The sequence below is a fragment of the Acinetobacter sp. ANC 4173 genome (genome assembly GCF_004331255.1).
Classification (GTDB): Bacteria; Pseudomonadota; Gammaproteobacteria; order Pseudomonadales; family Moraxellaceae; genus Acinetobacter.
On sequence record NZ_SJOF01000002.1, the window covers coordinates 313,237 to 339,016 of the forward strand.

22 protein-coding genes and 1 tRNA gene are annotated in these 25,780 nt (G+C 38.8%); 7 read left to right on the plus strand and 16 right to left on the minus strand.

The window, feature by feature from the left end:
• Positions 1-75 precede the first annotated feature (75 nt).
• Positions 76-354, plus strand: a complete 279-nt coding sequence (locus E0H94_RS03920) for an HTH domain-containing protein (protein WP_044738563.1) — start codon at positions 76-78, stop codon at positions 352-354.
• Positions 355-388: 34 nt separating this feature from the next.
• Here E0H94_RS03920 and E0H94_RS03925 read toward each other — a convergent pair whose 3' ends face one another.
• The 8 genes from E0H94_RS03925 to efp all read right to left on the minus strand — a co-directional run bounded on the left by E0H94_RS03925 (position 389) and on the right by efp (position 8,854).
• On the minus strand, positions 389-1,414 hold the full coding sequence (locus E0H94_RS03925; protein ID WP_131325222.1) for a tyrosine-type recombinase/integrase: 1,026 nt from the start codon (positions 1,412-1,414) through the stop codon (positions 389-391).
• Between the two features lie 144 nt (positions 1,415-1,558).
• Positions 1,559-1,635: transfer RNA gene (locus E0H94_RS03930), tRNA-Val, on the minus strand.
• Positions 1,636-1,663: 28 nt separating this feature from the next.
• Entirely contained in the window at positions 1,664-3,691 is a 2,028-nt protein-coding gene (locus E0H94_RS03935; protein ID WP_171462036.1) for a transglutaminaseTgpA domain-containing protein, read from the minus strand.
• A gap of 3 nt (positions 3,692-3,694) precedes the next feature.
• Positions 3,695-4,621 carry a DUF58 domain-containing protein gene (locus E0H94_RS03940; protein WP_131325223.1) on the minus strand — a complete coding sequence of 309 codons (927 nt, stop codon included), beginning with the start codon at positions 4,619-4,621 and terminating at the stop codon, positions 3,695-3,697.
• Positions 4,621-5,580 carry an AAA family ATPase gene (locus E0H94_RS03945; protein ID WP_131325224.1) on the minus strand — a complete coding sequence of 320 codons (960 nt, stop codon included), beginning with the start codon at positions 5,578-5,580 and terminating at the stop codon, positions 4,621-4,623. Before E0H94_RS03945 ends, E0H94_RS03940 begins: the two co-directional genes overlap by 1 nt.
• Positions 5,581-5,667: 87 nt before the next feature.
• Positions 5,668-5,970: a YbdD/YjiX family protein gene (locus E0H94_RS03950; protein WP_131325225.1), complete on the minus strand. Its 303-nt coding sequence runs from the start codon at positions 5,968-5,970 to the stop codon at positions 5,668-5,670.
• A 46-nt stretch (positions 5,971-6,016) separates the two neighbouring features.
• Positions 6,017-8,116, minus strand: a complete 2,100-nt coding sequence (locus E0H94_RS03955; RefSeq protein ID WP_131325226.1) for a carbon starvation CstA family protein — start codon at positions 8,114-8,116, stop codon at positions 6,017-6,019.
• Positions 8,117-8,284: 168 nt separating this feature from the next.
• Positions 8,285-8,854, minus strand: coding sequence for an elongation factor P (efp, locus tag E0H94_RS03960; RefSeq protein ID WP_116759278.1), 570 nt, complete (start codon positions 8,852-8,854; stop codon positions 8,285-8,287).
• Positions 8,855-8,944: 90 nt separating this feature from the next.
• On the opposite strand from efp, the gene epmB reads away from it, so the two are divergent.
• The 3 genes from epmB to E0H94_RS03975 are packed head-to-tail and all read left to right on the plus strand — an operon-like array spanning position 8,945 to position 13,814.
• On the plus strand, positions 8,945-9,961 hold the full coding sequence (gene epmB, locus E0H94_RS03965) for an EF-P beta-lysylation protein EpmB (protein ID WP_131325227.1): 1,017 nt from the start codon (positions 8,945-8,947) through the stop codon (positions 9,959-9,961).
• 14 nt (positions 9,962-9,975) lie between these two features.
• Entirely contained in the window at positions 9,976-11,721 is a 1,746-nt protein-coding gene (locus E0H94_RS03970; protein ID WP_131325228.1) for a GTPase, read from the plus strand.
• Positions 11,703-13,814 (plus strand): EAL domain-containing protein, encoded by a 2,112-nt coding sequence (locus E0H94_RS03975; protein WP_131325229.1) that lies wholly within the window; start codon positions 11,703-11,705, stop codon positions 13,812-13,814. The genes E0H94_RS03970 and E0H94_RS03975 overlap by 19 nt, the downstream gene beginning before the upstream one ends.
• Positions 13,815-13,895: 81 nt before the next feature.
• Here the strand turns inward: E0H94_RS03975 and rpmE are convergent, their stop codons facing one another.
• The 4 genes from rpmE to E0H94_RS03995 all read right to left on the minus strand — a co-directional run bounded on the left by rpmE (position 13,896) and on the right by E0H94_RS03995 (position 18,029).
• The gene (rpmE, locus tag E0H94_RS03980; RefSeq protein WP_116759274.1) at positions 13,896-14,123 is read right to left on the minus strand and encodes a 50S ribosomal protein L31; all 228 of its coding nucleotides are present in this window, start codon (positions 14,121-14,123) and stop codon (positions 13,896-13,898) included.
• 197 nt (positions 14,124-14,320) lie between these two features.
• Entirely contained in the window at positions 14,321-15,307 is a 987-nt protein-coding gene (locus E0H94_RS03985) for a bile acid:sodium symporter family protein (protein WP_131263264.1), read from the minus strand.
• Between the two features lie 159 nt (positions 15,308-15,466).
• Positions 15,467-15,868 (minus strand): lactoylglutathione lyase, encoded by a 402-nt coding sequence (gloA, locus tag E0H94_RS03990; protein WP_131263266.1) that lies wholly within the window; start codon positions 15,866-15,868, stop codon positions 15,467-15,469.
• A gap of 1 nt (position 15,869) precedes the next feature.
• Positions 15,870-18,029, minus strand: coding sequence for an AmpG family muropeptide MFS transporter (locus tag E0H94_RS03995; RefSeq protein ID WP_131325230.1), 2,160 nt, complete (start codon positions 18,027-18,029; stop codon positions 15,870-15,872).
• 182 nt (positions 18,030-18,211) lie between these two features.
• Here E0H94_RS03995 and E0H94_RS04000 point away from each other — a divergent pair, with 182 nt between their 5' ends.
• The 3 genes from E0H94_RS04000 (at position 18,212) to E0H94_RS04010 (ending at position 22,926) form a co-directional block, all read left to right on the plus strand.
• Complete coding sequence (locus E0H94_RS04000) at positions 18,212-20,854, plus strand: Lon protease family protein (protein ID WP_131325231.1); 2,643 nt, start codon at positions 18,212-18,214, stop codon at positions 20,852-20,854.
• A gap of 241 nt (positions 20,855-21,095) precedes the next feature.
• Positions 21,096-22,055, plus strand: a complete 960-nt coding sequence (locus E0H94_RS04005) for a hypothetical protein (RefSeq protein ID WP_131325232.1) — start codon at positions 21,096-21,098, stop codon at positions 22,053-22,055.
• 4 nt (positions 22,056-22,059) lie between these two features.
• Positions 22,060-22,926 carry a histone deacetylase gene (locus E0H94_RS04010; protein WP_131325233.1) on the plus strand — a complete coding sequence of 289 codons (867 nt, stop codon included), beginning with the start codon at positions 22,060-22,062 and terminating at the stop codon, positions 22,924-22,926.
• Between the two features lie 59 nt (positions 22,927-22,985).
• Here E0H94_RS04010 and E0H94_RS04015 read toward each other — a convergent pair whose 3' ends face one another.
• The 4 genes from E0H94_RS04015 to E0H94_RS04030 form a co-directional block, all read right to left on the minus strand.
• Positions 22,986-23,342: a roadblock/LC7 domain-containing protein gene (locus tag E0H94_RS04015; RefSeq protein ID WP_131325234.1), complete on the minus strand. Its 357-nt coding sequence runs from the start codon at positions 23,340-23,342 to the stop codon at positions 22,986-22,988.
• Between the two features lie 60 nt (positions 23,343-23,402).
• A complete protein-coding gene (locus E0H94_RS04020; RefSeq protein WP_131325235.1) occupies positions 23,403-24,389 on the minus strand; it encodes a hypothetical protein in 987 nt (328 codons plus the stop codon).
• Positions 24,390-24,609: 220 nt separating this feature from the next.
• Complete coding sequence (locus E0H94_RS04025; RefSeq protein ID WP_131325236.1) at positions 24,610-24,795, minus strand: hypothetical protein; 186 nt, start codon at positions 24,793-24,795, stop codon at positions 24,610-24,612.
• A 108-nt stretch (positions 24,796-24,903) separates the two neighbouring features.
• A complete protein-coding gene (locus E0H94_RS04030) occupies positions 24,904-25,446 on the minus strand; it encodes a GTP-binding protein (protein ID WP_131325237.1) in 543 nt (180 codons plus the stop codon).
• Between the last annotated feature and the right edge of the window lie 334 nt (positions 25,447-25,780).

Sequence of the window (25,780 nt, forward strand, 5' to 3'; positions counted from 1 at the left end):
AAATACAAAACAACAGTAAATATAGAAACTTAACTCATGCAAAATTCAAAACAGTGGCACATAAGGGAGGCATAAATGGCTGAGTACGTGATTACGGTTGAAGCAGACCGAGCACCTGAAATTTTACTGGGTCAAAAACTCTTTGGTGGCAAAGTCACAGCCCTAAATTTAGGTAAACGTAAACTCGTATCTGCCTCCGAACTTGCCGAAAAATATGGCTTATCCAACACCACAGTCCGAACAAAACTGGCAACCATTAACCAGGGAACCTGTGGCAAACATTTGTATGACCCAGAACTGGCAGATGCCATGCTGTCCAAAACCTCACGTACTCATAGACGCAGAAAGGAATAAGTGAAGCCAATTAAATCACCCGCCTTGTGCGGGTTTAATTATGCCGGTTAAACGCTTCCACCAAATCATCCGCATTGGGGTTGTAATAAGTATTCACCAACACATCAATTTTCTTATGCCCAGTAATTTTGGCCAACACCTCTACAGGCAATTTACGAATCCGAACCATACGCGTAATGGCTTCATGTCGGGTATCGTGAAAATGTAGACCACTTAAACCCACCGCATCCTTTCGTCTTTCCCACATTAACCGAAAAGCATTTTCAGACTGTGGAATCACCTTTTTACCATCGTGCTTAATTAAATCCAGCAAAGCCCGTGCTTCTTCAGTCAAAGGTACATTACGAGGTTCGCCATTCTTGGTTTTTGGCAGGTGAATATGATGCTCATGCACATCTTTTTTCTGTAGCGTAATTAACTCACCCCGACGTACAGCCGTTTCCAAAGCAAACAAAAAGCCCCATGCAACATAATGCTGTGGCAAAACTGGAGTTTCCCCTACTTCATAATCCAACGCTTTCAGCATTAACTCAATTTCAGACTTATGAATACGACGCGATCGCGCTTTTGGCTTCTTCGGCTTGGTAATTAACATCCATGGGTTTTCATCGATTAGAAACAGCTCTTTTTGTGCATAAGTAAAAATAGCACTATAAAAAGAGATCTCTTTTAATAACGTATTTGCCCCAACCTCTCCAGATCGGCGGTTGCGCCAGTTGGTCAGTTGCTTTGGAGTAATATCATGCACAGACGTACCGGACAGAAAACCAAACTTTTCATCAAATATACTGACCTGACCTTTAATCCATATGCGAGAACTTTTAGATTCTTTATATTGGCCAACATGCTCGTAGTAGTGATCGACCAACTCTCTAAAGGAAAATTTAGGCTTAATGCCTTGCTCTTCTTCTCTGACAGCAATTTTAGACTCTAATATTTTTTTCGCAGCCCACTGTTCACATTCTCGACTGGTGTCACGGGTGCAAGATACACGTTTTCCATCAATTTGAAGCTGAATACGGTAAACATCGCCTCTTTTAACGGGCTTTGGCATTTTCATTGGTGTAATTCTTGGTGCATTTCTGGGGAAGTTTATTAATTATTTCTACTATTTTTTAAAATATCTAGGCAAAACAACAAAACTCAAACCATAAAAAAAGGGCTTACAAGTCGTTGAAATTGCTTGTAAACCCTTATTTTGTCTTGGTAGGCATATCCAGACTCGAACTGGAGACCTCTACGATGTCAACGTAGCGCTCTAACCAACTGAGCTATACGCCTATATGCCACGCATAATATTCAGTTTTTTTCACTTAGACAAGATCTTTCTTTTATTTTTCAACACAAATGCACAAGTTTTAAGCATTTCACCAAATTGCACTATCTCTTGTTTACTGTGCTGCGGTGCATACATAATCTTTTGATGCAATTGAGCAGTATTTTTAAATATCTGAGTATCAACTAACTCCTTTCGCTCACTAAGGCGTTGCATCCAAACAGTGATGGTTTCAAATTCCTGCTTACGTAAATCATGCTGTAATCCTTTAGAAAAATGCCAAAGTAAACGCTCAATTTCAGAGGTTCTTTTCCATCTCAGATAAAAAATAAAGAGAAAATACCCTGCTAAGAGCGATAAAATACTCAAGACCAATACCATGACCATCGTATAAGTTGAACGAATACCCAACTTCGTTAACCAACTTTGTTGTGATTCAGCATTATAGCCAACCACCTTACTTTGCCACTGATAGCTTGCATAATCGCTCCAGATTCGCATTTTTTTAAGTAAAGCATACTGCTGATAACTCACGTTAGATCTTTCGGCTCCCCAAACATTTTGTTCAGCGTCCATATAGTTTTGCATTCCAGTATCTATACGCTGTGGTGCAATAATCGCAGTCGGATCAATCCTCATCCATTTACCTTTCAACCCTACTTCTGTCCACGCATGAGCATCGAGCTGCCTTAATTCCCAACTTTTGCTATCGGGTGCTAATTCTCCCCCCTGATAACCAACGACAATACGTGCAGGTAGCCCCACATATCGCATCAATAAGGCGAAACTCGAAGCATAATGTTCACAAAAACCTTGCTTTGATTGAAATAAAAAATCATCAATGCGGTTATGCCCAAGTAATCCTGGTTGTAGGGTATATGCAAAATGTTGGTGCTTATACCAGTCTATAACGTTATAGATATATCGTTCTGGATCACGACCTGCTTGTTCAAATAATTGCTGTGCTAATTTTTGTGCACGAAGATCCAAATGCACTGGATACTCGGTAGTCATTTTACTAACCGTTAGATGATGGTTAGAAATATCCTGCAACCCACTTTTTCCTAACCATTGTAAATCTATGGGTTCATTCAACTGTACGGCTCGATTTGGCACGATACTGCCATCATTTTTTAAGGAATATTGGGGATTATTCGGAATAGATTGATCCAGCCCCATTACCCAACTGCTCTGCGGATCCGCTGCTAAATATCGATATGTAAACTGCTTGTGCTGCTCCAATCGTGTCTGATTTTCAGAGCTATAATTTTGCTGATTAAACGGGCCACTGGTCCACATTTGACCATCATAATGATCAAGCACCATAGCTCGCCAATACAATTCTGAACGTGGTGGTAGCTTCGACATATCACCCAAAATACGGAACGCTAACGCACTGGATTGGGATAATTCTGCAATATCCCCAGGTGACATGCGATCACTCATGCCTGTAACAGCTTTATTTTCAGGAATCGGGATATGCCATAACGGCGGCAGGCGCGGAAAGAATAAAAATAACAACACAAAAAAAGGAACTGCAAGTCCAATGAACTTTGCAACATGTTTTAAATCCTGCTGAAACCCACCTCTTATTCTATCTTGGTGCTGAAAACCTGCGGTTTGAAGCCGATATAGCCCCATAAAACTACTAACTAAACAGGCAAGTACAATACTTGCCATCCAAACGGATTGACTAAATAAAAACGAACTCGCAGCCACAAATAAAGCAAAATTGAAAATAATAATGACATCACGTGTATTTTTAATTTCTAAGGCTTTTGCAAATAGAAACGCGGTTAATATAGCCACTCCCGCCTCTACACCAATAAAAGTACGATAGCTAAAATAAATGCAGGCAAGTGCTGTGAGCACCCCCAAACCTGTCCCTAATTTTGAAAATGCTTGTAATTCGGTTTGTCCAAAATGAATAGACAAAGTTACAATCGTAATCAGTAGAAGTACCGAAAGCATGATTGGCAAATACACAGCTTGAGCCATCAAAATTAAACTCAAGCTCAATAAAATGGTCAATTTAACAGATGAGTTCACTGTATTTTTCATTATTTAAGCCTGTGCCAGCAGCCGTTTGGCTTGCAGCATTTGTTGCTCCCCAACGCCGTTTGCCAGTTCAGCATGTGGTAAAAGTAAACGATAAGCATATTGCTGTTGCTCACATTGTTCGATCAATCCCATCATCAAACTCAACTTCTCTTCATGATCTGTGCTCGGCATATGTAGATAATCAATTTCTACACTATGCAAATTATCATGCTGCTCAAAAACTTTCACATAAAGCCCTTGCCCACGCGCCACCTGCTTCCATGAAACCGTTTGTATAGAATCACCTTGTCGGAAATCACGTAACTCGCGAAATTCATCCAAATCTAATTCCTGCGCTTGCCGCAAACGCTGCTGTTGCGTTACTGAATATTGAGCATGTGGTGCAATCCAAGACTGTCTTTTTAAATACATATAAGTCCACGCCCGAACCAATCCAAATGGATAGACTGAAAAAAGCTGCACAGTAGGATATTCAAATACCCCACGTTTGTTGGGGTTCAATTCAACGGTATGACAATATCGAAGGTCTGCAAACATAATCTGATGCATCTGTGCATCGACCTTGATCCACAAATATCGCGCTTGAGCTTGAGGCTGTTTAAAGTAGAGTTCTAAGCTTAAAGGTTGTCCCACTTGCCCCAGTTCTGTATAGGAAACTTCAATATGCAAACCGTGCAACTGCTTAAAGGTAATGTAAAAACTAATACATAAAATGGCACTAATCAGAAAGCAAAAACCAAGAATTAAGTTATTGGCATAATTCACACCTGCAATAAAGGTAATTAAAATCAACACCAGATATAAATACCCCTGCTGATACATAAAAACCAACACATCTTTTTGCGTCAATCTTTTATGTTGCTCAAAACTAAATCTTTTTTTTGTCCATTTCGACCACAATGACTGAATCAACGTAAATTTCCTTGCCATTAACTGATCGGAATCTGTCGCATCAGTTGTGCAGTTTCAACTTCACTTAAACCTATTCGATGCGCCGTAACCGCAACAAAAATGGCTTGAACATCATCCGCAGTAACAAAACTACGCTGCTCAATTAAAGCATGCGCTTGTGCTGCCTTTTTCAATGCTAATAATCCACGCGTTGACAAACCGTGACGCTCTTTACGACTTTCTTGTGCCAAGTCCAAAAGATAATCCATGATCACATCGCCCACATAAACTTGTTGCACCAAATGTTGTAATTGCAATATCTCATCTTGCTGAAAGACTTGCGCCAAAGTTGAAATTAAAACTTGTCGTGAATCTTGCTGTAATAACAACTTCTCTGCTGAACGTGAAGGATAACCCAGAGACAGTCGCATTAAGAAACGATCCAACTGAGATTCAGGCAATGTATAAGTTCCACTCTGGAATAGCGGATTTTGCGTCGCAATCACCCAAAAAGGCTGAGGTAAAGCATAGCGAGTTGCGTCGACAGTAACTGCACCTTCTTCCATCGCCTCGAGTAAAGCACTTTGCGTTTTCGGACTACAGCGATTAATTTCATCAGCCAAAAGAATTTGAGTAAAAATTGGGCCTTGTTTAAACTCAAACACATGCTCTTTTTGATTAAACATATTGACGCCAATCACGTCACTCGCCAACATATCATTGGTAAACTGAATACGTTGAAATTTCAGTCCTGCGATATGCGCCAAAGCACTTGAAAGTGTGGTTTTCCCTAAACCAGGTAAATCTTCAAAAAGTACATGTCCACCTGCCAACAAACAGCTCAGTGCCAATTTAGTTTGTTGTTCTTTATCTAAAATAATTCGATTAATTTGAGTCAAAAAAGTCTGAACTTTACTGGCATAGGCTTGAATTTTGGCATCTATTTTTCGTGTGTCTTCTGCTAAGTGTTGCTGTTCTTTCTGTTTTACCCAAATCACAAATGTTCCCCAATAAAAAACGGCGCATGATTAACATACACCGTTTTAGACTTTTTCCAAAGGAATCAGTGACTTTCTATATGTCCATCAACATGGACATTTCTTTAAATTGCCACCAGCCGTTGGATAACGTGAATCTATACAATGACGATAAAAGGTTTTCGCATCCATTGGCGTTAAATCCGGATGGTGCTTTTTCATGTGCTCCACATAGTTTTCATAATCAGGAACACCAACCATCAACCGAAAGCTTTGTTGTAAACCCTGCCACAGTGCTGCAATTCTTGACCAATTTTTTGGCGAAAAAATTAAGTCTTTTTGCGACATGATGGTCATTTTGATGATTTTATAAATCACCGTTTTACCACCTTTAGCAAATCTAAGATTCATCTTACTCACCTCATCTTATTTACTTGTAAAGTCATATCGCAAAACATTAATGTGACTTAGAAATACTTACTTCTTCAGGGTCTGCATACACAGCTGGCGCTTCATTGACTGTTGGCACTGGGCTTGCCAATGCACGGCGAATCACACCAATCGCAGCAAAGATCATCACCACCGCCACAATCATAAAGAATGCGCAAAGCGCAGCATTGATTTGATTCGACAATACAATCGTTTGCATTTCTTCAAATGTTTTCGCTGGTTTTAAAATCTCACCCTTAGCAATAGCAGCTGAGAATCTATCTGCTTGCGCCAAGAAACCAATTTTTGGATTTTCATGGAAGATTTTTTGCCAACCTGCTGTCATACAGGTAATGATTAAGAAAACCGTTGGGATAATGGTGACCCAAACATATTTCTCTTTCTTCATTTTAAACAGAATGACAGTACCCAATATCAACGCCATAGCTGCCAACATTTGGTTACCAATACCAAATAACGGCCATAAACTGTTAATACCACCGAGCGGATCAACAACGCCTTGATAAACGAAGAAACCCCATCCTGCAACAGCAACTGCTGTACCGACCATGTTTCCAAAAAAATTGTGTGTGTTTTTAAGTGAAGGAACCACAATACCTACAGTATCTTGCACCATAAAACGACATGCACGTGTACCTGCATCCACCGCAGTTAAAATAAACAGTGCTTCAAATAGAATCGCAAAGTGATACCAAAAAGCCATCATCGAACGGTTATTAAAAATTTCCGTAATGATATGTGCCATACCAATTGCAAAAGTCGGTGCACCGCCCGTACGCGAAAGAATGGTGGTTTCGCCCACTTCTTTTGCAAGTAAACTTAAGGTTTCAGGTGTCACCACAAAGCCTAAATTTCGTACTGCTTCTGCCGCGGATTCTACCGTCGTACCAAGCACAGCAGCAGGTGCATTAATTGCAAAATACACCCCTGGTTCTAGCACAGTCGCACAAATCATGGCCATAATGGCAACAAATGATTCCATTAACATGCCACCATAACCAATCACACGAATATTTACTTCGTTATCGATCAATTTAGGCGTGGTTCCTGAAGATACTAAAGCATGGAAACCTGAGATTGCACCACAAGCAATGGTAATGAAGAGGAATGGGAACATTGAACCCGCGAATACTGGGCCAGTACCATCAACAAAATGCGTCACTGAAGGCATTTTTAACATCGGCATTGCAATCATAATACCAACTGCAAGCCCTGCAATAACCCCAATTTTCAAGAACGTAGATAAATAATCACGCGGTGCTAACAATAACCACACAGGTAAAACAGACGCGACAAAACCATAAATAATCAAACACCACGTTAACTGTACGCCAGTTAAAGTAAAAAATGGTCCCCAGTATGGATCTGCAGCAACATTACCGCCATAGACAATTGCCGCCATCATCAATACAAAACCAATGATGGAAACCTCTGCGATCTTGCCTGGGCGCAAGTAACGCATATAAATACCCATGAACAACGCAATCGGTATTGTTGCAGCAATAGTGAATACACCCCAAGGACTATGTGCAAGTGCTTTGACCACCACCAAAGCTAATACAGCCAAAATAATGATCATTACGCCAAGCGCACCAAGCATGACCACAATACCGGCAAAGGAGCCTAATTCCTGCTTTGCCATTTCACCGAGTGATCGTCCATCGCGACGGGTTGAAATAAACAAGACCAAGAAGTCTTGAACAGCCCCTGCAAGAACAACACCCACTAACAACCAAATCGTACCAGGCAAATATCCCATTTGCGCCGCTAGAATCGGCCCGACTAAAGGACCTGCACCCGCAATTGCCGCGAAATGGTGACCAAAAAGAACGTATTTATTGGTCGGTACATAGTCCAAGCCATCATTTAAACGATGTGCTGGAGTTAACCGTCTTGGATTCAGTTCAAAAACTTTGGTTGCAATAAATAAACTATAAAAACGATAAGCAATACTGTATACACAGATGGCAGCTAAAACCAGCCAAACTGCATTAACATGCTCGCCGCGACTAACCGCCAATATTCCAAAAGATACCGCGCCTATAATCGCGACTAAACTCCAGATCAATTTGGAAGGGAGTGTAGATTTTCGTTGAATCGTATCCATTCATGACCTCATTTAATATTCATTAAGCAGTTTGATTTTTTTGTTCACGTTATATCTGCCGAATTCCTTGTCGACTTTACTCCTTATACTTTGTCTGCCACTACGACTTTGGCATAAAAAAAGGGATGATTTTCATCATCCCTTCGATAATAGTCTATTTTTAAACTATTATGCACGCTCTAAATAATCACCCGTACGAGTGTCTACACGAACGCTTTCTTCTTGCTGTACGAATAATGGAACACGTACTACAGCACCAGTTTCCAATTTCGCTGGTTTACCACCACCGCCAGAAGTATCGCCACGAACGCCTGGATCCGTTTCAACAATTTTTAATACAACAAAGTTTGGTGCATTTACATTTAACGGTACGCCATTGAACAACATAATTGTGCAAAGTTCGTTAGAATCATCTTTTAACCATTTTGCAGCATCGCCCATTGCTGTTTTATCAGCTGCGATTTGCTCAAAAGTTACAGGATCCATAAAGTTCCACAATTCACCATCGTTGTACAAGTAGTTCATTTCTACTTCTACAATGTCTGCACCCTCAAGTGAGTCGCCAGACTTGAATGTTTTTTCTAATACTTTACCTGTTTTAAGGTTACGTAATTTAACACGGTTAAATGCTTGACCCTTACCAGGTTTTACGTATTCGTTTTCCATGATTGAACATGGGTTACCGTCAAGCATAACCTTAAGGCCTTGCTTGAAATCATTTGTAGAATAATTGGCCATGACTGGCACACTCCAAACTTGCTAACTTAAAATCTATTAATGCTAGAATAGTCTATTAATGCTAGACTAGCACTATTTTTAACACGTGGCATGATAAACTATTTGTATCAAGAGCAAAACTGGCAATCTCAACTGAGTGACTTAATAACAGACCCTTTAGAGTTACTTGAAACGCTCCAGTTATCACCAGACCAATTATTATCAGGGGCAATCTTGGCTTCTGAACAGTTCAAATTGCGTGTTCCACGTGCGTTCGTCGGAAAAATGATCATTGGTGATGCCCTAGACCCACTTTTACTGCAAGTACTCCCTCATCATTTAGAATTGCATGATCATCCCGAATTTGTAACCGATCCATTGGGTGAAGAACAAGCCAATCAACAGCCAGGCGTATTACATAAATATAAATCGCGTTTTCTGCTCACGTTAACAGGCGCATGTGCTGTCCATTGCCGCTATTGTTTTCGACGTCATTTTCCTTATCAGGAAAACTTACCAAAGAATGAAGATTGGATCAATATTCGTAATTATATTGAAAGCCAACCTGAGGTGAATGAAGTCATTTTAAGTGGTGGTGACCCACTTACTTTATCGAATCGCAAGTTAAAACTCTGGTTGGAACGCTTAGAATCTGTTCCGCAAATTAAATTTTTGAGAATTCATTCACGGGTTCCTATTGTAATCCCCAACCGTGTCGATGAAGAGCTTGTTTCTTTATTAAAAAACAGTAGGCTACGCATAATTCTGGTGGTACACTCAAATCATGCAGCAGAATTAGATGATTTTACCTGCGCCAAACTTGCAACATTGGTTCAGAATCAAATCACCGTTTTAAATCAGTCAGTGTTATTAAATGGGGTTAATAATTCTGCACAAGTTTTAGTCGATTTAAGTTATCGACTATTTGAAGCTAGCGTGATGCCTTACTATCTGCATGTTCTCGATAAGGTAAAAGGTGCACAGCACTTTGATTTGGCTTCAAATGAAATCGATGAAATTTACAAAGAGGTTTTAGCAAGCTTACCGGGATATTTGGTACCTAAACTTGTCAGGGAAATTGCGGGCGAAAAAAACAAAACACCGCTTTTTGGAGTTTCAACTTTCTGAGTTAAATAACAATTATGAATATGAGCACTGCAGAAATGTTTCAAACGCCGACTGAATTAAAGTTGGATGAATTGAGTTTTTGCCAAAGCACGGTGACGGACATTCAGGATTGGGTGTCCAATTTATCTATTTTACAATTAGGTGATTCCTCTCGTGCGCTATTTAATGCCCTACTTGAAATTTCTGAACTTCAATGTAGTGAAACTCTCCGCTTTGATTTAATTCATGCTATTCATCCAACCATTGAAAATGTATTAACCAGTTTAGAAAAACATTTTTTTAATCAAGGATTAATAACAACAGATCGGAATGACCATATTATTGAATTGGCTATGTTATTGCGCAGTTGTTTTGCAAAAACATATATTGATATTGCGAAACGCTGTGACCAACAACTGAATCAGCAAAAATTCTCCCTTTTTGCTTTTAGTCAAAAGAAAAATTTACAAACTGCACGTATTCTCTCCAGCTATTATGGTTTACAGCAGCTTGCTCAACTCCTGTATCAACAGCAAATTCTTTATACTAATCCACTGTCTGGTCAATGGTTAGTCACCCACCAGTTAATGGAAAGTGCAATTCAACATAATTTTAGTCAAACTAATATTAATCAATTGCAAGGTACGCAGCACCAACTACAAACGATTAGTCAAATCTATGCACAAATTATTCTTTTAGATATCTTAAACCCGCATCAGATTCGACCATCAGAAATTCAAGGGCTATTCTTATGCAGTTATGATTGGGCAAAGTTAATTCAGGTTTTACCTAAAGAAACGACCTTATCACGCTATATTGTGGATACTTCATTAGACCATCCGCCTGTATTTAATGCGCATCAAAATAGTAGTTTTAATCCGACAATTTATATCTCTACTCAAAATTTATTAGACCATCTTACAGAAGCTCAAGGTAAGCATGGTGAATATCTTTCTCGGAATGAGAAAATTTTCCTCACCCCTGCTTTACATTTCCATATTCATAGTTTACTCACCAGTACTGCTGAACGCCGCCATGAGCGTTATGAATATTCTGCCCAGTTGCATATCTGCTTCGGTTTAAATATCGCTCATTTCTATTTGTCGAAAGGCAAAAACTTTAATGAGACACTGAACCTAGAGGCACATTATGGTTTGCAATCTGAAAGTAATATTTTTAGCTCCATGAATGACAATAATCCGTTAAGTACGAGTAATATTAAAACTTTAGATCGCGAAGCAAAACAAATTTATCCAGCTGAAGTCCTTGATATTAGTGTCAATGGATACCGTATTAAATGGTCTGGAAATACCCCAAAAAATTTAAAAACAGGTGAATTTATTCTGGTGCAGGAAAATGCACAAAGTGAATGGCGTGGTGGCGTTGTTCGCTGGATCAAACAGTCGACCGAGAAAAGTCTTGAACTTGGACTCGAAATGCTAGCGCAAGACATTTTCCCTTGTGCAGTCTATGTGAAGAATGATCGTAATACGGGCAATTACTATCCAGCCTTATTGGTTCAAACAGCCGAGTTAAATGAAGTATCGACCACGCTTATTTTACCTGGTTCACACTTATTCAGAGAAAAACAAACGATTCATTTACGCTTGGAACAAGATGAACTGAAAGTCTATTTGCTAAAAGCGCATTTAATTACGCAAAGTTTTATGCGGTTCGATTTTGAATTACTGAATGATCAACAAGAACATTTGATCAAAAATTTTATTCAAAAACAAACCAATGAAATTAAGAATCATGATTTATGGGAAGCATTGAAGTGAGAAATCCACTATTGTCCAAAAAATTAAAACGTACGGAAACTCGTTTACTCATAATCGATGACAACCAAATTCGTTTTAACAAAATCTGTGATTTATTAACGGCAAGCGAACATCAAGTACACGCTTTTTTATTGGATGACTTACAAACTTTCGAAAAACAACTTCATTTAAACTGGGATATTGTTATTTTCGGTCGTGCCTACGATTTAAAATATGAACAAGCCTTAAGTCTTATTCGCCTGTCTAAGCAACCTGAATTACCGCTTATTCTACTCAAACCTGATGATTATGAGCCGAGCCAATATGTCACTTATATCCGAAAAGGTGTCTATGATGTTGCCAATCTAGATTATCCTGATCGATTCTACTTGTCTTTATTGCGTGCACTCTCTTTAAGCCGCCTGAATCAAGGGCAACAACATCTCATGCAAGAACTCGAAAATGTGCAGACCCAAGCTCAGGCATGGGTAAGCGAAAGCAATAAAGCGGTAGCTATTATTCAAGAAGGAATTCATATCGGAGCCAATGAGGAATACCTCCATCTGTTTGGTTTAAAAAGTGAAGATGAAATTATTGGCTTACCTTTACTGGATGTACTGCAACCGCAAGATCTGAATGATTTTAAACTCCGCTTTAAGAAAATCTCGCAAGGTCAATTAGATCAAGGGCGTTTTGAGCTGACTACGCTCAATAGTCATGTCCAAACAAATCCGTTAAAAATTGAATTCTTAGCAGCCGTTGAAGAGGATGCCCTACAAATCACGATTGAGTTAAATCAAAGTGAAAACACTACATCAGCTCAGCCTACGGTTGCACACGTTGAAGCCCCTGCCGCAAAGCCAAATGCATATCAACTCATTAATAGAACCATTGCCAAGCAACCTGCTGATTGCAATGCACTTGTGCTTTTCTCACTTGCATCTTGTCCTGAATCTATATTCCAACAAGACTGGGCAACCTCAAATGCCTATTTTTCGAATATTCATAGCTTCTTAAAAGAACAAACCAATGTTCCATTGTTTAAGGTCAACCATGCCTTATATGCAGGTCTATTCCAAGGCTCTAGTGAAAGTGTGTTGGAATCTAAACTTATTGGATTAAGTGCTTTATCTAAACCACAATTATTAGGCGTCAACCAACAAACCTTCCCATTAAATTTAAGAATGGGTTACACGTTGATTCAACACAATATAAAGGATGAGCAACAGTTCCAACAATTAATAGAACAAGCGTACAACACAGCTCTACCATCTGGGCAACAAGAAAATAATATTGAACTTAACCCAATAGCCCATCCTCATATTGAATTAATTGATTCTCATCTGAATCTACAAGAACACTCTAGCTTATTAAAAGCATTGCAGAAGAGTTTAGAGCGTGGGGAAATTCATCTTAAATATCAACAACTGTATGATAAACAAGATAGCAACCTATACACCTATGAAGTTACCAGCGGCTTCATTTATAATAATGCTTGGCAAGATATTACATCAATTCGTGAACTTGCAGATGACCCAGAATTCTCAATTAAACTGGATCGTTGGATTTTAGTTGAGGCGTGTAAACAGTTACATAACTTTATTACTCAATATCCTGATGCCAAAATTATTGTCAATTTAAACAAAGACGTTCTCTTCTCTGACCGAACATTCCCTGCATTTATCACTAAATTAATTACGATCGTTGGCAGCAAACAAAGCCACCCACTCATTTTACAATTCTCTGAAGAAGATATTGCCAAGAATCTAAATGACGCACAGAAATATACAGCTCAGTTAATTCAGAGTGGTGCAGAAGTATCATTACGAGAATTTGGTAACTCGATTTATAGCGAATCTATTTTAAATCAGATGAATATTAATCATGTTACCTTACATCCTCAGTTAACGAAGATGCTCGATTCAGATAAATCTACAGAAGATTTACAAGAACGTATTAACCATTTCCATGAAATTAAAGCAACGCAAATGTTATTACATGAGCTGGATAATATGACGATGTTCGCCAATGCATGGAATGTTGAAGCACGTTATCTACAAGGCGATTATTTCCAGAAAAAACTGGATCATTTAATTGATGTACAAGACCAATAGGTCTTGTACTTTTGTAGAATTTTTAAGATTTCTACAGGCATAAAAAAACGAGCCATTGGCTCGTTTTTTTCAACTGGGATATTAGTCGCGTTTGATAGAACGAGACATACCAGAAAAACGTTGCTTGAATTTGTCGATACGACCACCAGTGTCAACGTTCTTTTGCTTACCAGTGTAGAATGGGTGGCATGCAGAACATACGTCTAGGTAAAGAGCTTCTTTACCAACAGCTGAACGAGTTTCAATTACGTTACCGCAAGAACAAGTAGCTACTAATTTTTCATATTTTGGGTGAATATCGGCGCGCATGGTCGATTACTCCTAAGTGTAAGAAAGGCTTATGCTGTCATCGCAATTGACCGCTCTTGCATATTGCAAGGAAAGCTTTAAATTAAAGCAGATCAATACCACAACAGACCATTCTCTTGGCCCACCGAGACGGATACCGTCAGAGCTAAGCACAACAAGTGGACAGTATTATACGCCAAATAAATCTAGATAGCGAACTATTCTCCGCTTTCATCTGGATTTTGTTTAGACCAACGATTTGCAATAATACCGCAGACCATCAACTGTATTTGGTGAAAGATCATAATTGGCAGAACAATCATCCCGAGTGGTTGTCCAATAAACAGAATTTGAGCCATTGGGACACCACTCGCTAAAGTCTTTTTTGAACTACAAAAGAAAATCGCGATTTGGTCTTTACGGTTAAAACCGAATAACTTCGGCAGATAATACGCCAATAACATAATTACAGTTAAAAACACCGAACATGCCAAGACTAAAATCAACATAGTTTGCCAACTGACTTCGTTCCACAGCCCTGCAACAACTGCGCTACTAAAAGCACCATAAACCACCATCAAAATAGAACCTTGATCAAAACTTTTAACCAAGCGCGGTACTTTCATCATATGTGGGTAAACGAGTGGGCGAAACAGTTGTCCCAATACAAACGGCAGTAACAACAATAAGGTAATTTGAATGATGGATGCTGTTGGATCAAATCCATGTTCTGATTTGCCCAGAATAAATACACTCACCAATACGGGTGTAATAAACATCCCAATGATATTAGAAAATGAAGCACTACACACTGCACTGGCGACGTTACCTTTAGCAACTGAAGTAAATGCAATTGAAGATTGCACCGTCGAAGGTAGAAAACACATGAACAAGAAACCCCAATACAGTTCTTGCCCCAGCATTGGTAGCAGTACAGGTTTTGCAAGCAAGCCTAAAATTGGAAATACCGCAAAGGTAAAAGCAAACACCAAGACATGAAATTTCCAGTGCATAATCCCTTGAACAATTGCTTCACGGGAAAGTTTCGCACCGTGTAAGAAGAATAAAATTGCGATTGCGATCGTAGTAATAACACTGAAAAAATGGGCGGCCGAACCAGAAACAGGAAGAAACGATGCCAGTACAACCATGGCAACTAAGAGTAAAGTGAATCGATCCAAGGCAAGAAGCTTGAGCATGTTCATTGCTTAACATCCTGTTATATATATTTTAAAAAAGTAAGACGAAATAAAACCCAGTAGACAAATTGTACCCGCAGGCCGCCTTCATCTTACTGGGCTGTTCAAATATTGCTAGCTTTTCAACTGCTATATTCAATATTTAGTTAATCAATAACACGATGCTTAGTTATTGCGTGCGTTTGAATCTTGCTGAATCAATTCAACTTTATAACCGTCAGGATCTTCAACAAAAGCGATTACGGTTACGCCACCTTTCATTGGGCCTGCTTCACGTACAACTTTACCACCACGTGCTTTAATCTCTTCACATGCTTTATAGGCATCTTCAACACCAATTGCAATGTGACCATAAGCATTCCCTAAATCGTACTGATTCGTATCCCAGTTATGCGTCAATTCAAGCACTGTGGTATTGGCTTCATCACCATAACCAACAAATGCCAGTGTGAAACGACCTTCTTCATAATCACGTTTACGGAGCAAAGTCATACCCAGCACTTCGGTATAGAACTTTAATGACTGTTCTAAATTGCCTACACGTAGCATAGTATGGAGCATTCGCATATTATTCATCCTTCAGTTGAAGTTGTTTGTTTTGATGATCACGGAGTAACTTCGCGACCCAAACCACCAAAATTAAAATTGGAATTCCAATTAAAGTGGTCATCAAGAAAAATTTCGGATATCCAATGTTAGTCACTATAGTACCCGAATAGCCCCCTAAAATTTTAGGTGTAAGGGTCATCAGTGAACTAAAAATAGCGTATTGAACGGCAGTAAAAGAAACGCTGGTCAAACTAGAAAGAAAGGCAATAAATGCCGCCCCTGCCAGTCCTGAAGCTAAATTGTCGACAATAATGGCAAAATAAAGCCATAAAGTACTATATGACTTAATTACTTTGCCCGTAATTTGTACGTCTTGCTTTGAATCTGCTGAAGCGCCTATCGGATCTATCGTTAATTCTAAAGCAGATTGTTGCTTAGATAGTTGATAAGGATGGCTAATCTTGACTACTTCTGAAGCATTTAGCGTATTTAATTGAGCTATCACCTGTTTATTTTTGGCATGTTCTAATAACTTGCCATCAATTGCTCCACTAAAAATGCCTTGTGCATCGAGTTTTGCAGGATATTGCTGACCATCTAACCATAAGCTGACGGGTTGCTCTGGCTGTAATTGAGCAGCATCAACACCCTGAATTTGACCTTTGACCACAACGGATTGCTGAACCTCTTTCGGGCTTAAAGCATTATCCGCAGTTAACGGAAATAAGATAATGGCTTTAGTTGCTGAACCCATTAAATAAGGCATCTCTACAGATGATTTTTCATCAGACTTATCAGCAAATGCAACTGAAGCATGAATTTGATTGGACTGATTCAGCACTTGAGCTGGAACATTCAGCTTCCAATAACCCACTTCATCTGCCTGAACTTGATAATGCTGTGCACCAATCGAAACTTCGACTTGCTGCAAAGGTTGACCTGATTTTACCAAGCCAATAAAAATAAGATTGGTTGAACTAGCAAGAATGGCGCCAACAAACATCAGTTTCATGATGTTCATCCGCTGCGCCAATAAACCGCCTAAAAAACCACCCAAAAGGCTAAAAATAACACCGTAAATTTTCACGGCTTCAGCAATTTGCTCTTTGGTGAAATTCAAATCTTGATAAAAGACATTGGAAATCACACCAGCAATAATATCTGAAATACGATAAAAACCAATCAATAACAAGAGAACTAAAGCGAGCTTTACCCCATAACGTTTGAAGAAATCCGCAATCGGATTGACCCACGTTTCAAATGCCATTTGCTTATTCACGGCACCCATTTTGACTAACACTGCACCGACAATCAGCGCTATAGCCCCTGAAGCCAGAAAACGTAATGCCTCAAAACAAAACAATAAAAATGAGTCTTTGATCGCCAAAGATGCAACTAAAGCTTCAATTAAAGTCCCTGAATAAATATAGGACAAGACAAAACTAATCACAGCAACAAAGAACACCATGACCAAACGATAATAATCTGAACGTTGATATTCTTTATAAACACGATTGACCTGTGGTTCACGAATAATCAAGGTCGTTAGAATACCGACCACCATCACCGCAGCCATGGCTAAATAGGTCGTTTTCCATGCACTATAGATATAATTGCCTTTCGCTGTACCTAATGACGCTGCCAGAAACAACGCCCCTGCACCCGCCACAATCATTCCGATTCGATAACCCGCATTATAAGTCGATGCCAAAACCGTTTGCATTTCTGTTTCTGCTAACTCAATACGATAGGCATCGATGACAATATCTTGTGTCGCGGCAGAGAAACCTAACAATACCGCGCCAACTGCCATTTGGTACAAATAGCTTTGTCCTAAAGCAGGATCTGAAAATGCCATAATACAAATGGCACAAATAATGAGACATTGCGCAATCAGCAACCATGCACGGCGACGTCCCAAACGTTTGGTTAAAAATGGAACAGGAAGTTCATCAATCAAGGGAGCCCAAACAAACTTAAAGGAATAACCCAGAGCTGCCCAACTAAAAAAAGTCACGGCACTTTTTTCAATACCTGCTTCACCAAGCCATAAAGACAGACTAGAGAAGATCAATAAGATTGGAATACCGGCTGAAAAACCAAGGAACAGCATAATTGCAGCACGCCGATCGAGAAATGCCTGAAATGCAGCCTTCCATCCATTTGCTTGAGTTGTCATTAGGTTATTATTTTCTACAAAAAATCATGTGTGCTATTCAACCGTTTAAGTGCTCGGGTTTCAACAGTATTTATGAAATGTTTGCTGCATTTTGATGAGAAAAACAGCGGCTTTGCTTGAATTTTTCCACTAAACCTGTATACCTTAAACTTCTACCGCAATATTTTGTTTTGGATTTCACAGTGACCCAAAAACTTGAACAGATGAATTCTTCTTTATCCACCAACCTTTCAAATAATAAAGCACGAGATCCGAAAAACCACCTGATTACCGCCTTCGAGCAAACCAAAATTCAAAACACCTTCAATCAAACACGTTTAAAATCAGAACAACTCACGCATATTCCGAATTTAACCAACATTCCGACTTCAACAAAACGTATTAAACCGCTCAATAATTTTCTTGGACAAGACCGTGCGCGTGCGTCTGTAGAAGCTGGGATTGCTTTGCCATATTCTGGCTATAACATTTTTGCTGTAGGTACCGCAGGCTTAGGGAAACGCACCATGGTTAAACGCCTGTTGCAACAACACGCCAAAACCATGCCTACGCCTAATGACTGGGTTTATGTCAATAATTTCAAATCTTCACGCCAGCCCATCGCGCTTCAACTTCCTGCGGGACAAGCACCCAAATTTCAGGCTTTATTACACCAAACATGGCAAACCATTTTAAAGCAACTTGAACGTCGCTTTACCACTGAAACCTATCACAATCGTATCGAATTGATTCGCCAACAAACAGGCGATGAACAACAACAAGCTTTGGTTGAACTAACCAAAGAAGGTGAAGAACTCAGTTTAAAATTGGTCACACGCCATGACGAGCACTGCTTTATTCCCGTGCAATTTAAAGACGATCAACTGCAAGAGATGTCGCAAAAGGATCTTGATGCATTAAATAGCAAACAGCGCGCAGAAGTTGTCTCAAACATGCGCTATATGGATAAAAAGCTTGAGCGTTTAGGATTACATTTAGGTGATCTCGAAGATGATGCACGTGACAAAGTGCAAGAGCTGAATCGTGATATAGCCAATCAAGTGGTTATGCCGCGTATTGATCTGTTACTCAATAAGTTTTCTAAAGTTGAAGGTTTAGCCGAATACTTAAAACTGTATGCCGAAGACATTATTAACAATGTTGAAATTGTACTTGAGCAAGAAGAAGATGATTTCACACCTGGGCTGTTTAGCCGAGTACCAGCGCGCTACCAAGCCAATATTATTGTAACCTATAAGCCCAACAGTGGCGCACCTGTGATTTTTGAGGACTTCCCTACACATTACAATTTATTGGGACATGTCGAGCAACTGACCCAACATGGCACGATTACCACTGATTTCACCCTAATTCGCCCAGGTGCATTGCATAAAGCCAATGGCGGATTCTTAATGCTTGAAGCAGAACAATTACTCGAACAACCTTATGCATGGCAAGGTTTGAAGCGTGCTCTCAAATCTGGAAAATTAAAGCTTTCTTCGCTAGAACACATGTTAACGCTTACAGGCAGTATTTCTATTGAGCCTGAAGCAATACCACTGAATATCAAAGTCATTTTATTGGCAGAACCCGAAGTTTATTACGAAATTTTGGAACTCGAACCTGAACTGGGTAGTGTTTTTAAAATTCGTGCCGATTTTACTGACACACTGCAACGTAATGACGCCAATGAACAAGCTTATATGCAGTTGATTGCAGATTATGTACAAGCCGATAAATTGTTACCTTTTGATCGTTCAGCCTTGGCTGCTTTGCTTACAGACTCGAGTCGCCAAGCCGAAGACCAAAGCTCTCTCTCGCTCCATGCGTTGACGTTGGGTGACTTAATTCGTGAAGCTCACCATCATGCTGCGCAAGCGGGCGATAAAATTGTAGCTGACAAACATATTAATACGGCCTTACAACATCGTCAGTATCGCTTAGGCTATTTACGTGAACTGTATTGGCAAGATCTGTCCCGTGGCACACAACTGATTGAGACACGTGGGCATCGTCTTGGTCAAATTAATGCTTTATCCGTCATTCACTATGCAGATGTTGAATTTGGCTTACCTTCTCGTCTAACTGCCTCCGTATATCAAGGGGGTGGTGATATTCTTGATATTGAACGCAGTGTTGAACTGGGTGGCTCATTACATGCCAAAGGCGTGCTATTAATGTCGAGCTTCTTAAAAGCACATTTTGGGCGTGAGCAAATACTGCATTTCTCTGCTGCCCTCGCCTTTGAGCAAAGCTATGGTCAGGTCGATGGTGATAGTGCGACCGTTGCTGAACTGTCAGCTCTCATTTCTGCAATTAGCCAATTACCAATTGATCAGTCATGGGCAATTACTGGCTCTATGAACCAATTAGGTCAAGTACAACCTATTGGTGGCGTCAATGCCAAAATTGAAGGCTTCTTCGATGCCTGTAAACTGCAAGGACTTACAGGGAAACAAGGGGTTATTATTCCACGTCAAAACATGCAACACTTAATGTTACGTTTGGATGTTCGCGAAGCTGTTGAACAAGGTCAATTCCATATTCATGCGATTGAAACCATTGATCAAGCCCTTGAAATTTTAATGGCTCGACCAGTAGGTACACTCGATAAAAAAGGTCGCTATAGCAAAGGTTCAATCTATGCAGCAGTCATGGAGCAACTAGAATATTGGCAAGCCATTGAAGATGGTGCTGAAATTGAAGAAGTGACAAAGAAAAAAAAGAAAAAAGAAAAAAAAGGTAAGAAAAAAGCCAAAGCTCCTGAGCAATTGACAGATGAATTACTCAAAGAAGGGAGTGAAGCGGTAGAAGTGTCTGCAAGTGAGCCAAATCTTCAACATTAACTCAATCTGAACCCTAAAAAATAACCAGTCTTTCGAGGCTGGTTATTTATATTCTCTTTTGAACAAAGGTATAAAAATCATCCAATATAATGAATAAAAATAATATAAGTGACTTTATTCAAATATTTTTTTGCTATTGTATGACCTTATAAATCTCTAATAAAACTTGAGAATAAATCGTACATTTCATTTAAAAAAGCTGTACATCAAAATGACTTTTATACATAAAAATGAGGCAAGGATGAGCGAAACAGATCACGAAATTATTCAATTATTCAAACAACACATTCATCCACTATCGTCTAAACTTACCGAAATGCTCAACGAGCATTTTTCACATCAAACCGAACGCAGAGGTTGTGGCTACACGCAAGCCACCCGAGTATTGGCTGAATACATCAATACCACTCGATTGCCACAAGATTTTTCTGATTTAAAACTTTTTAATCAATTTGAAACCAAGGCACTCAAAGCTTTGCTTGAACAATCCCAGTTCGCAATTTCGGATTGGCATAATTTAGATCAAAATCATGCCGCACATACACTTCCCGACTCCACGCCTGAACAGCTTAAGTTTGAAGTACAACAGCAAATTAAACTCCAACAAAAACTTCGTGAAATTTCTTCCTACGCAAAACTCGAAGAAAGCAAACTGCTTTGTGGTCTAATTACCGATATTATTTTACCCAGAAATTCTACGCAAACAGGTATGGTGGAATTAAAGGCTTTAGAAGAAAAGCCTAAAGTGGGATCATGCCCAATGGCAGAAAATTTTTTCCTTAAAATTGCGCATGGTCGTATGCTTCGACAAGGTGAAATCAATATTTTTGTCGATGAACAGCAGCAACCCATTTTATTAGAAAAATTAAATATGGGAGATAATCACTCCTGTATCAGCTTGAAACCCGTTTTAATGAACGGCGTTTGCCTACCCGCGGGATCATTATTTTCTGTGAACTATGACCGCACACTCATTCAAGAAAAAACACCCAATCAGAAATTTAAGGGATACATTATGCCTTATTCTGCAATCAATGGTTTCTGGTTTTTACGCCTTACTACCTTAGCTGTTTCACCAGAAAATCGTGCGCGGGCATTTACGACACATTATCAACAACAAGTTGATAATGGCTTATTTAGTCCAGGAACAACTCAACTTCAACAATTACAGGATATTGCTTTAATGCAAATTCAAGGTTAGTCCCATGCTACAGGTTTGTTACTCTCCACAGTACTTCGCACAAACTCATACCAATAGTATGGAGAAATTAACAGCGGTGGCTGAGGCATTAAAACCCTTAGGGATCACCCAGTTCCATGTACCTGATCCACTAACGATAGATATTTTAAAACAATTACATGCGCCTGAATATGTAGATGCCTTTCATACAGGCATGCCTGAGAAAATGGCGACATTTCAGGGTTTTAAACCTTGGAATACGCAACTTCGCGATGCGGTATATCAAATTAATGCAGGTCAAATTCTTGCGGCTGAATTGGCGTGGAAACATCAAATTTCTGCCAATATTGCCCAAGGATTCCATCATGCAATTTATGAATTTGGTAGCTCATTTTGTACGTTTAATGGTTTAGCACTCATCGCCAAAAAATTCCCCAATAAGCGTATTTTTGTGCTCGATTGTGATCAACACGGGGGGAATGGTACTGCTGAATTTACCAAGCGATACGAAAATTTATTTAATTATAGTATTTATGGTCTTGCGTTTGGCTGCCCAACCTATGAACGTTCTGAAACCAGTCACATACATAAGCATAATGGTAACTTTAGCCAATATATTCTCGCCATTCACCAAGCCTTTAAAAGAGCAATTGAATGGAACGCCGATCTGATTGTTTATCAGGCTGGCATGGACTGTCATCAAGATGATCCTTGCGGTTCTGCTTGGTTTAGCACAGAGTTGATAGAAAAACGTGATGAGATGATTTTCCGACTAGCTAAAAAGCATCAGATTCCACTGATGTTTGTCTTGGCTGGCGGATATCAAGCTTTGCCCGAATTAGTACAGCTCCATTTAAGTACCTTTAAAACTGCACACCAAATTTATTATTGAAATAAGAACCAAAAAATGCCAATGTGAATTACATTGGCATTTGAATCGCTTTGATTTTATTAAGAAAAATCAAGACCTTTTTCAAAGCCTTTTAATTCGTAACGCGCCATAGCCAAGTTTGATTTAGAGCGGTCAAGTACCAAGTACAAAAATAATGTTTCATTGGTATCTAATGGACGAATTAAGTGATACTGCTTCCCCAATGTAATAAGAATATCTTCAATATTGTCATTAAGTTGCAATGCTTTTGCCACTTTACGTTTAGAGCGAATCACTTCAGTATTACCCGCAGCTGCAAGCTCTAGATCTACACCATTCCCCTGAGTAGCCAAAGCTAAACCACTGTCGCTATCAACTAATGCTGCTGCGACAAAACCATCTAAACTTGTTAATGCATCTAGACTAACACGTGCCATTTATTGTTTCCTCTTGATATGGGAATTACCCCGTTTAAATTATGAGTAGGCGCAGATTATTTATAAGCCAAGTTTTTTGCGCAATTTTCCAATAAAACTACGGAGCTTATGTCCTTGACCAGATTCTACTTGTTTTGTATCTTCCTGAAACTTCACTTCATTTTGATTTACAAAACGCCCCAATTGCAGTAAAACAGCACAGGATACAAAATTCAATATCTGATCATGACTTAAATTCAAAAAATGCTTTACATCTCTTATTTTTGCACCCTGTGAGAAACATGCTGCCATTTTTAAAAACTCATTTCGTTTCAAATCACGTTCAAATTGAGGCCAAATTTCAAGTTTGAAATTCTTATTTAGATCAACCATAGGTAATTTTAAATCTGTTGACGCATTTACCACTTTCCACAACCATACGCGTAAATCATAGACTTCTTTATGCTTTGTTATTTCTTGCACAAATTGCGCTGTTGCATACGTTTGATTCAAAGTTGAGTTCAGTTGAATAGTTTTACCTGCATCCACCCATACTCTTTCTGTTCGAGTATCAATCAATGCTAAAAAACCGCTGGCATCAAATAATTGAATAAAACCATTTCTGGGGGTGAATATTTCGGTAAATACCCGCTCGATTGATATGTCAACTTGAGGAGTAATCGCTGGAAAAATTGGGGGTACTTTCATCTCTCTTGCGGGTAACGAAAAAGGCATAGCCGTGACTTGAACCAATTTTTCGGACAGCCATTCATGTAAATGCTCTAAATTTGAAAATGGATAAAACAGCTGATCACCAATAATACGCCCAGCATATTCGACCTTTTTGACTAAGCGCAAATAGGTAATTTGAGGATTACTCAAAATTTTCTGAATCCCTGGTGCATTAAAGAACACATCATTGACCAGCAACAGATCAATTTTTTTCTCTGCCAAATTTACCCATTGCACCTGAGTAGACGATGGCAACGCAAGTAAAACCTGCGTTTTAATATGATCTAGGGTGCTTAAACTTAGCCCAAATACTGCAATATTTAAAATGCTCTTCATTCAGAATTAACCATAATTTCAAGATTTAAAACATATCCTTACACTGACAACTCCATCAATTATTCAGTGATTCCCACAATAAACTGACGCTTAACTTTGATGAATCTGAACCTGCTCTGCTGTTCATTTAATTTTGGAAAGTAATAACGTCTTTCATCAATTAAAATATCTTGATAGACAACAACCATCAAAACCATTAGAGCGCTCAAATGGTTCAGCGCTAATAAAAAACTTTCCGATTTTCTGTACCTAAACGAATAGCCTGATAATACGCTAAATGGCTTTCGGTAATAACCGCAGAAACAATTGCTAAAATTGAATGACTGACCACTACAATTTCACCTTGATTCTCAATGATATTTTTCGATACTGTGGCCAGTGCCAAGCCATCTAAAATACAAAACATAATTAACACTAATCCAGCAATACTATTTATAAAATCATATCATTATGCACAAATAAAACCCTTAAATGACGATGGTATTTCACCTACATTAGACCTTTTACTCGCGACTCAAATAGCTATAAGGTTTTGACTTGCAAGCATTGCAATTAATGTCTCAATTAAAAGTAGCACATCATCTTTTTCACGTGCATCCACAGCAAATATAGGATAATTTTTTTGATGGACGTGCATCCAATCTCTGTAAATTTTCAACTTTAACTCATGTTCCACATCTATATGTGTGATACCCACCACAATATTGGAACCATAATTTTCAAATGTTTTTAAGTAAAAGTCTAAATCGAGCAGCCGTTCAGAACTACTATGATCAATCAGCAGTACAATTCCTATCGCTCCTTTACAGACAATTGACCACATAAAATCAAAGCGGTCTTGCCCAGGAGTCCCATATAAGCCTATTTGTGTACCGTCATCTAATCTAATCTCACCATAGTCAATTCCAACTGTGGTCAGAAGTTTAGAATGAGCTTGTGTATCTGTATTCACAGCTTCTGTACTAATCACCGCTATGTCTGAAAGTGTTTTAATCGCAGCAGACTTGCCTGCTCCCATGGTCCCGCCAAAAACTATTTTGTATTGTTGTAAAATCATGATTTAACCCAAACAACAAAAAGTGTGACTTATCACACATTATAATGTTTTTAATTGACATTAAACATCATTTTTTTAACATTTAATAAAAAACCAGATGATAGAATCACTTAATATTTTTATGTATTTAATCTAATTCAACGCTCAAAATCTCATAAATAAGATTTAAATAATTGTTTTAAATGATTATTAAATAATGAACTCAAATCTATTTTAATTAATACTGGATTTTCATTTTTGCTTAAAACATTATTTATATTCAAAATAGAACTCACTCACTCCCCTTTAAAAATGAGACAAACAGTGCAGAAATTCATTCTTCGTAATCACTTTA

What these genes read in the sequence shown, in the direction of transcription:
- E0H94_RS03920 (WP_044738563.1), top strand. Translation starts at nt 76, where the DNA reads ATGGCTGAGTACGTGATTACGGTTGAAGCAGACCGAGCACCTGAAATT.
- E0H94_RS03925 (WP_131325222.1), bottom strand. Translation starts at nt 1,414, where the DNA reads ATGAAAATGCCAAAGCCCGTTAAAAGAGGCGATGTTTACCGTATTCAG.
- E0H94_RS03935 (WP_171462036.1), bottom strand. Translation starts at nt 3,691, where the DNA reads ATGAAAAATACAGTGAACTCATCTGTTAAATTGACCATTTTATTGAGC.
- E0H94_RS03940 (WP_131325223.1), bottom strand. Translation starts at nt 4,621, where the DNA reads ATGGCAAGGAAATTTACGTTGATTCAGTCATTGTGGTCGAAATGGACA.
- E0H94_RS03950 (WP_131325225.1), bottom strand. Translation starts at nt 5,970, where the DNA reads ATGAATCTTAGATTTGCTAAAGGTGGTAAAACGGTGATTTATAAAATC.
- E0H94_RS03955 (WP_131325226.1), bottom strand. Translation starts at nt 8,116, where the DNA reads ATGGATACGATTCAACGAAAATCTACACTCCCTTCCAAATTGATCTGG.
- efp (WP_116759278.1), bottom strand. Translation starts at nt 8,854, where the DNA reads ATGGCCAATTATTCTACAAATGATTTCAAGCAAGGCCTTAAGGTTATG.
- epmB (WP_131325227.1), top strand. Translation starts at nt 8,945, where the DNA reads ATGATAAACTATTTGTATCAAGAGCAAAACTGGCAATCTCAACTGAGT.
- E0H94_RS03970 (WP_131325228.1), top strand. Translation starts at nt 9,976, where the DNA reads ATGAATATGAGCACTGCAGAAATGTTTCAAACGCCGACTGAATTAAAG.
- E0H94_RS03975 (WP_131325229.1), top strand. Translation starts at nt 11,703, where the DNA reads ATGGGAAGCATTGAAGTGAGAAATCCACTATTGTCCAAAAAATTAAAA.
- rpmE (WP_116759274.1), bottom strand. Translation starts at nt 14,123, where the DNA reads ATGCGCGCCGATATTCACCCAAAATATGAAAAATTAGTAGCTACTTGT.
- E0H94_RS03985 (WP_131263264.1), bottom strand. Translation starts at nt 15,307, where the DNA reads ATGAACATGCTCAAGCTTCTTGCCTTGGATCGATTCACTTTACTCTTA.
- gloA (WP_131263266.1), bottom strand. Translation starts at nt 15,868, where the DNA reads ATGCGAATGCTCCATACTATGCTACGTGTAGGCAATTTAGAACAGTCA.
- E0H94_RS03995 (WP_131325230.1), bottom strand. Translation starts at nt 18,029, where the DNA reads ATGACAACTCAAGCAAATGGATGGAAGGCTGCATTTCAGGCATTTCTC.
- E0H94_RS04005 (WP_131325232.1), top strand. Translation starts at nt 21,096, where the DNA reads ATGAGCGAAACAGATCACGAAATTATTCAATTATTCAAACAACACATT.
- E0H94_RS04010 (WP_131325233.1), top strand. Translation starts at nt 22,060, where the DNA reads ATGCTACAGGTTTGTTACTCTCCACAGTACTTCGCACAAACTCATACC.
- E0H94_RS04015 (WP_131325234.1), bottom strand. Translation starts at nt 23,342, where the DNA reads ATGGCACGTGTTAGTCTAGATGCATTAACAAGTTTAGATGGTTTTGTC.
- E0H94_RS04020 (WP_131325235.1), bottom strand. Translation starts at nt 24,389, where the DNA reads ATGAAGAGCATTTTAAATATTGCAGTATTTGGGCTAAGTTTAAGCACC.
- E0H94_RS04025 (WP_131325236.1), bottom strand. Translation starts at nt 24,795, where the DNA reads ATGTTTTGTATTTTAGATGGCTTGGCACTGGCCACAGTATCGAAAAAT.
- E0H94_RS04030 (WP_131325237.1), bottom strand. Translation starts at nt 25,446, where the DNA reads ATGATTTTACAACAATACAAAATAGTTTTTGGCGGGACCATGGGAGCA.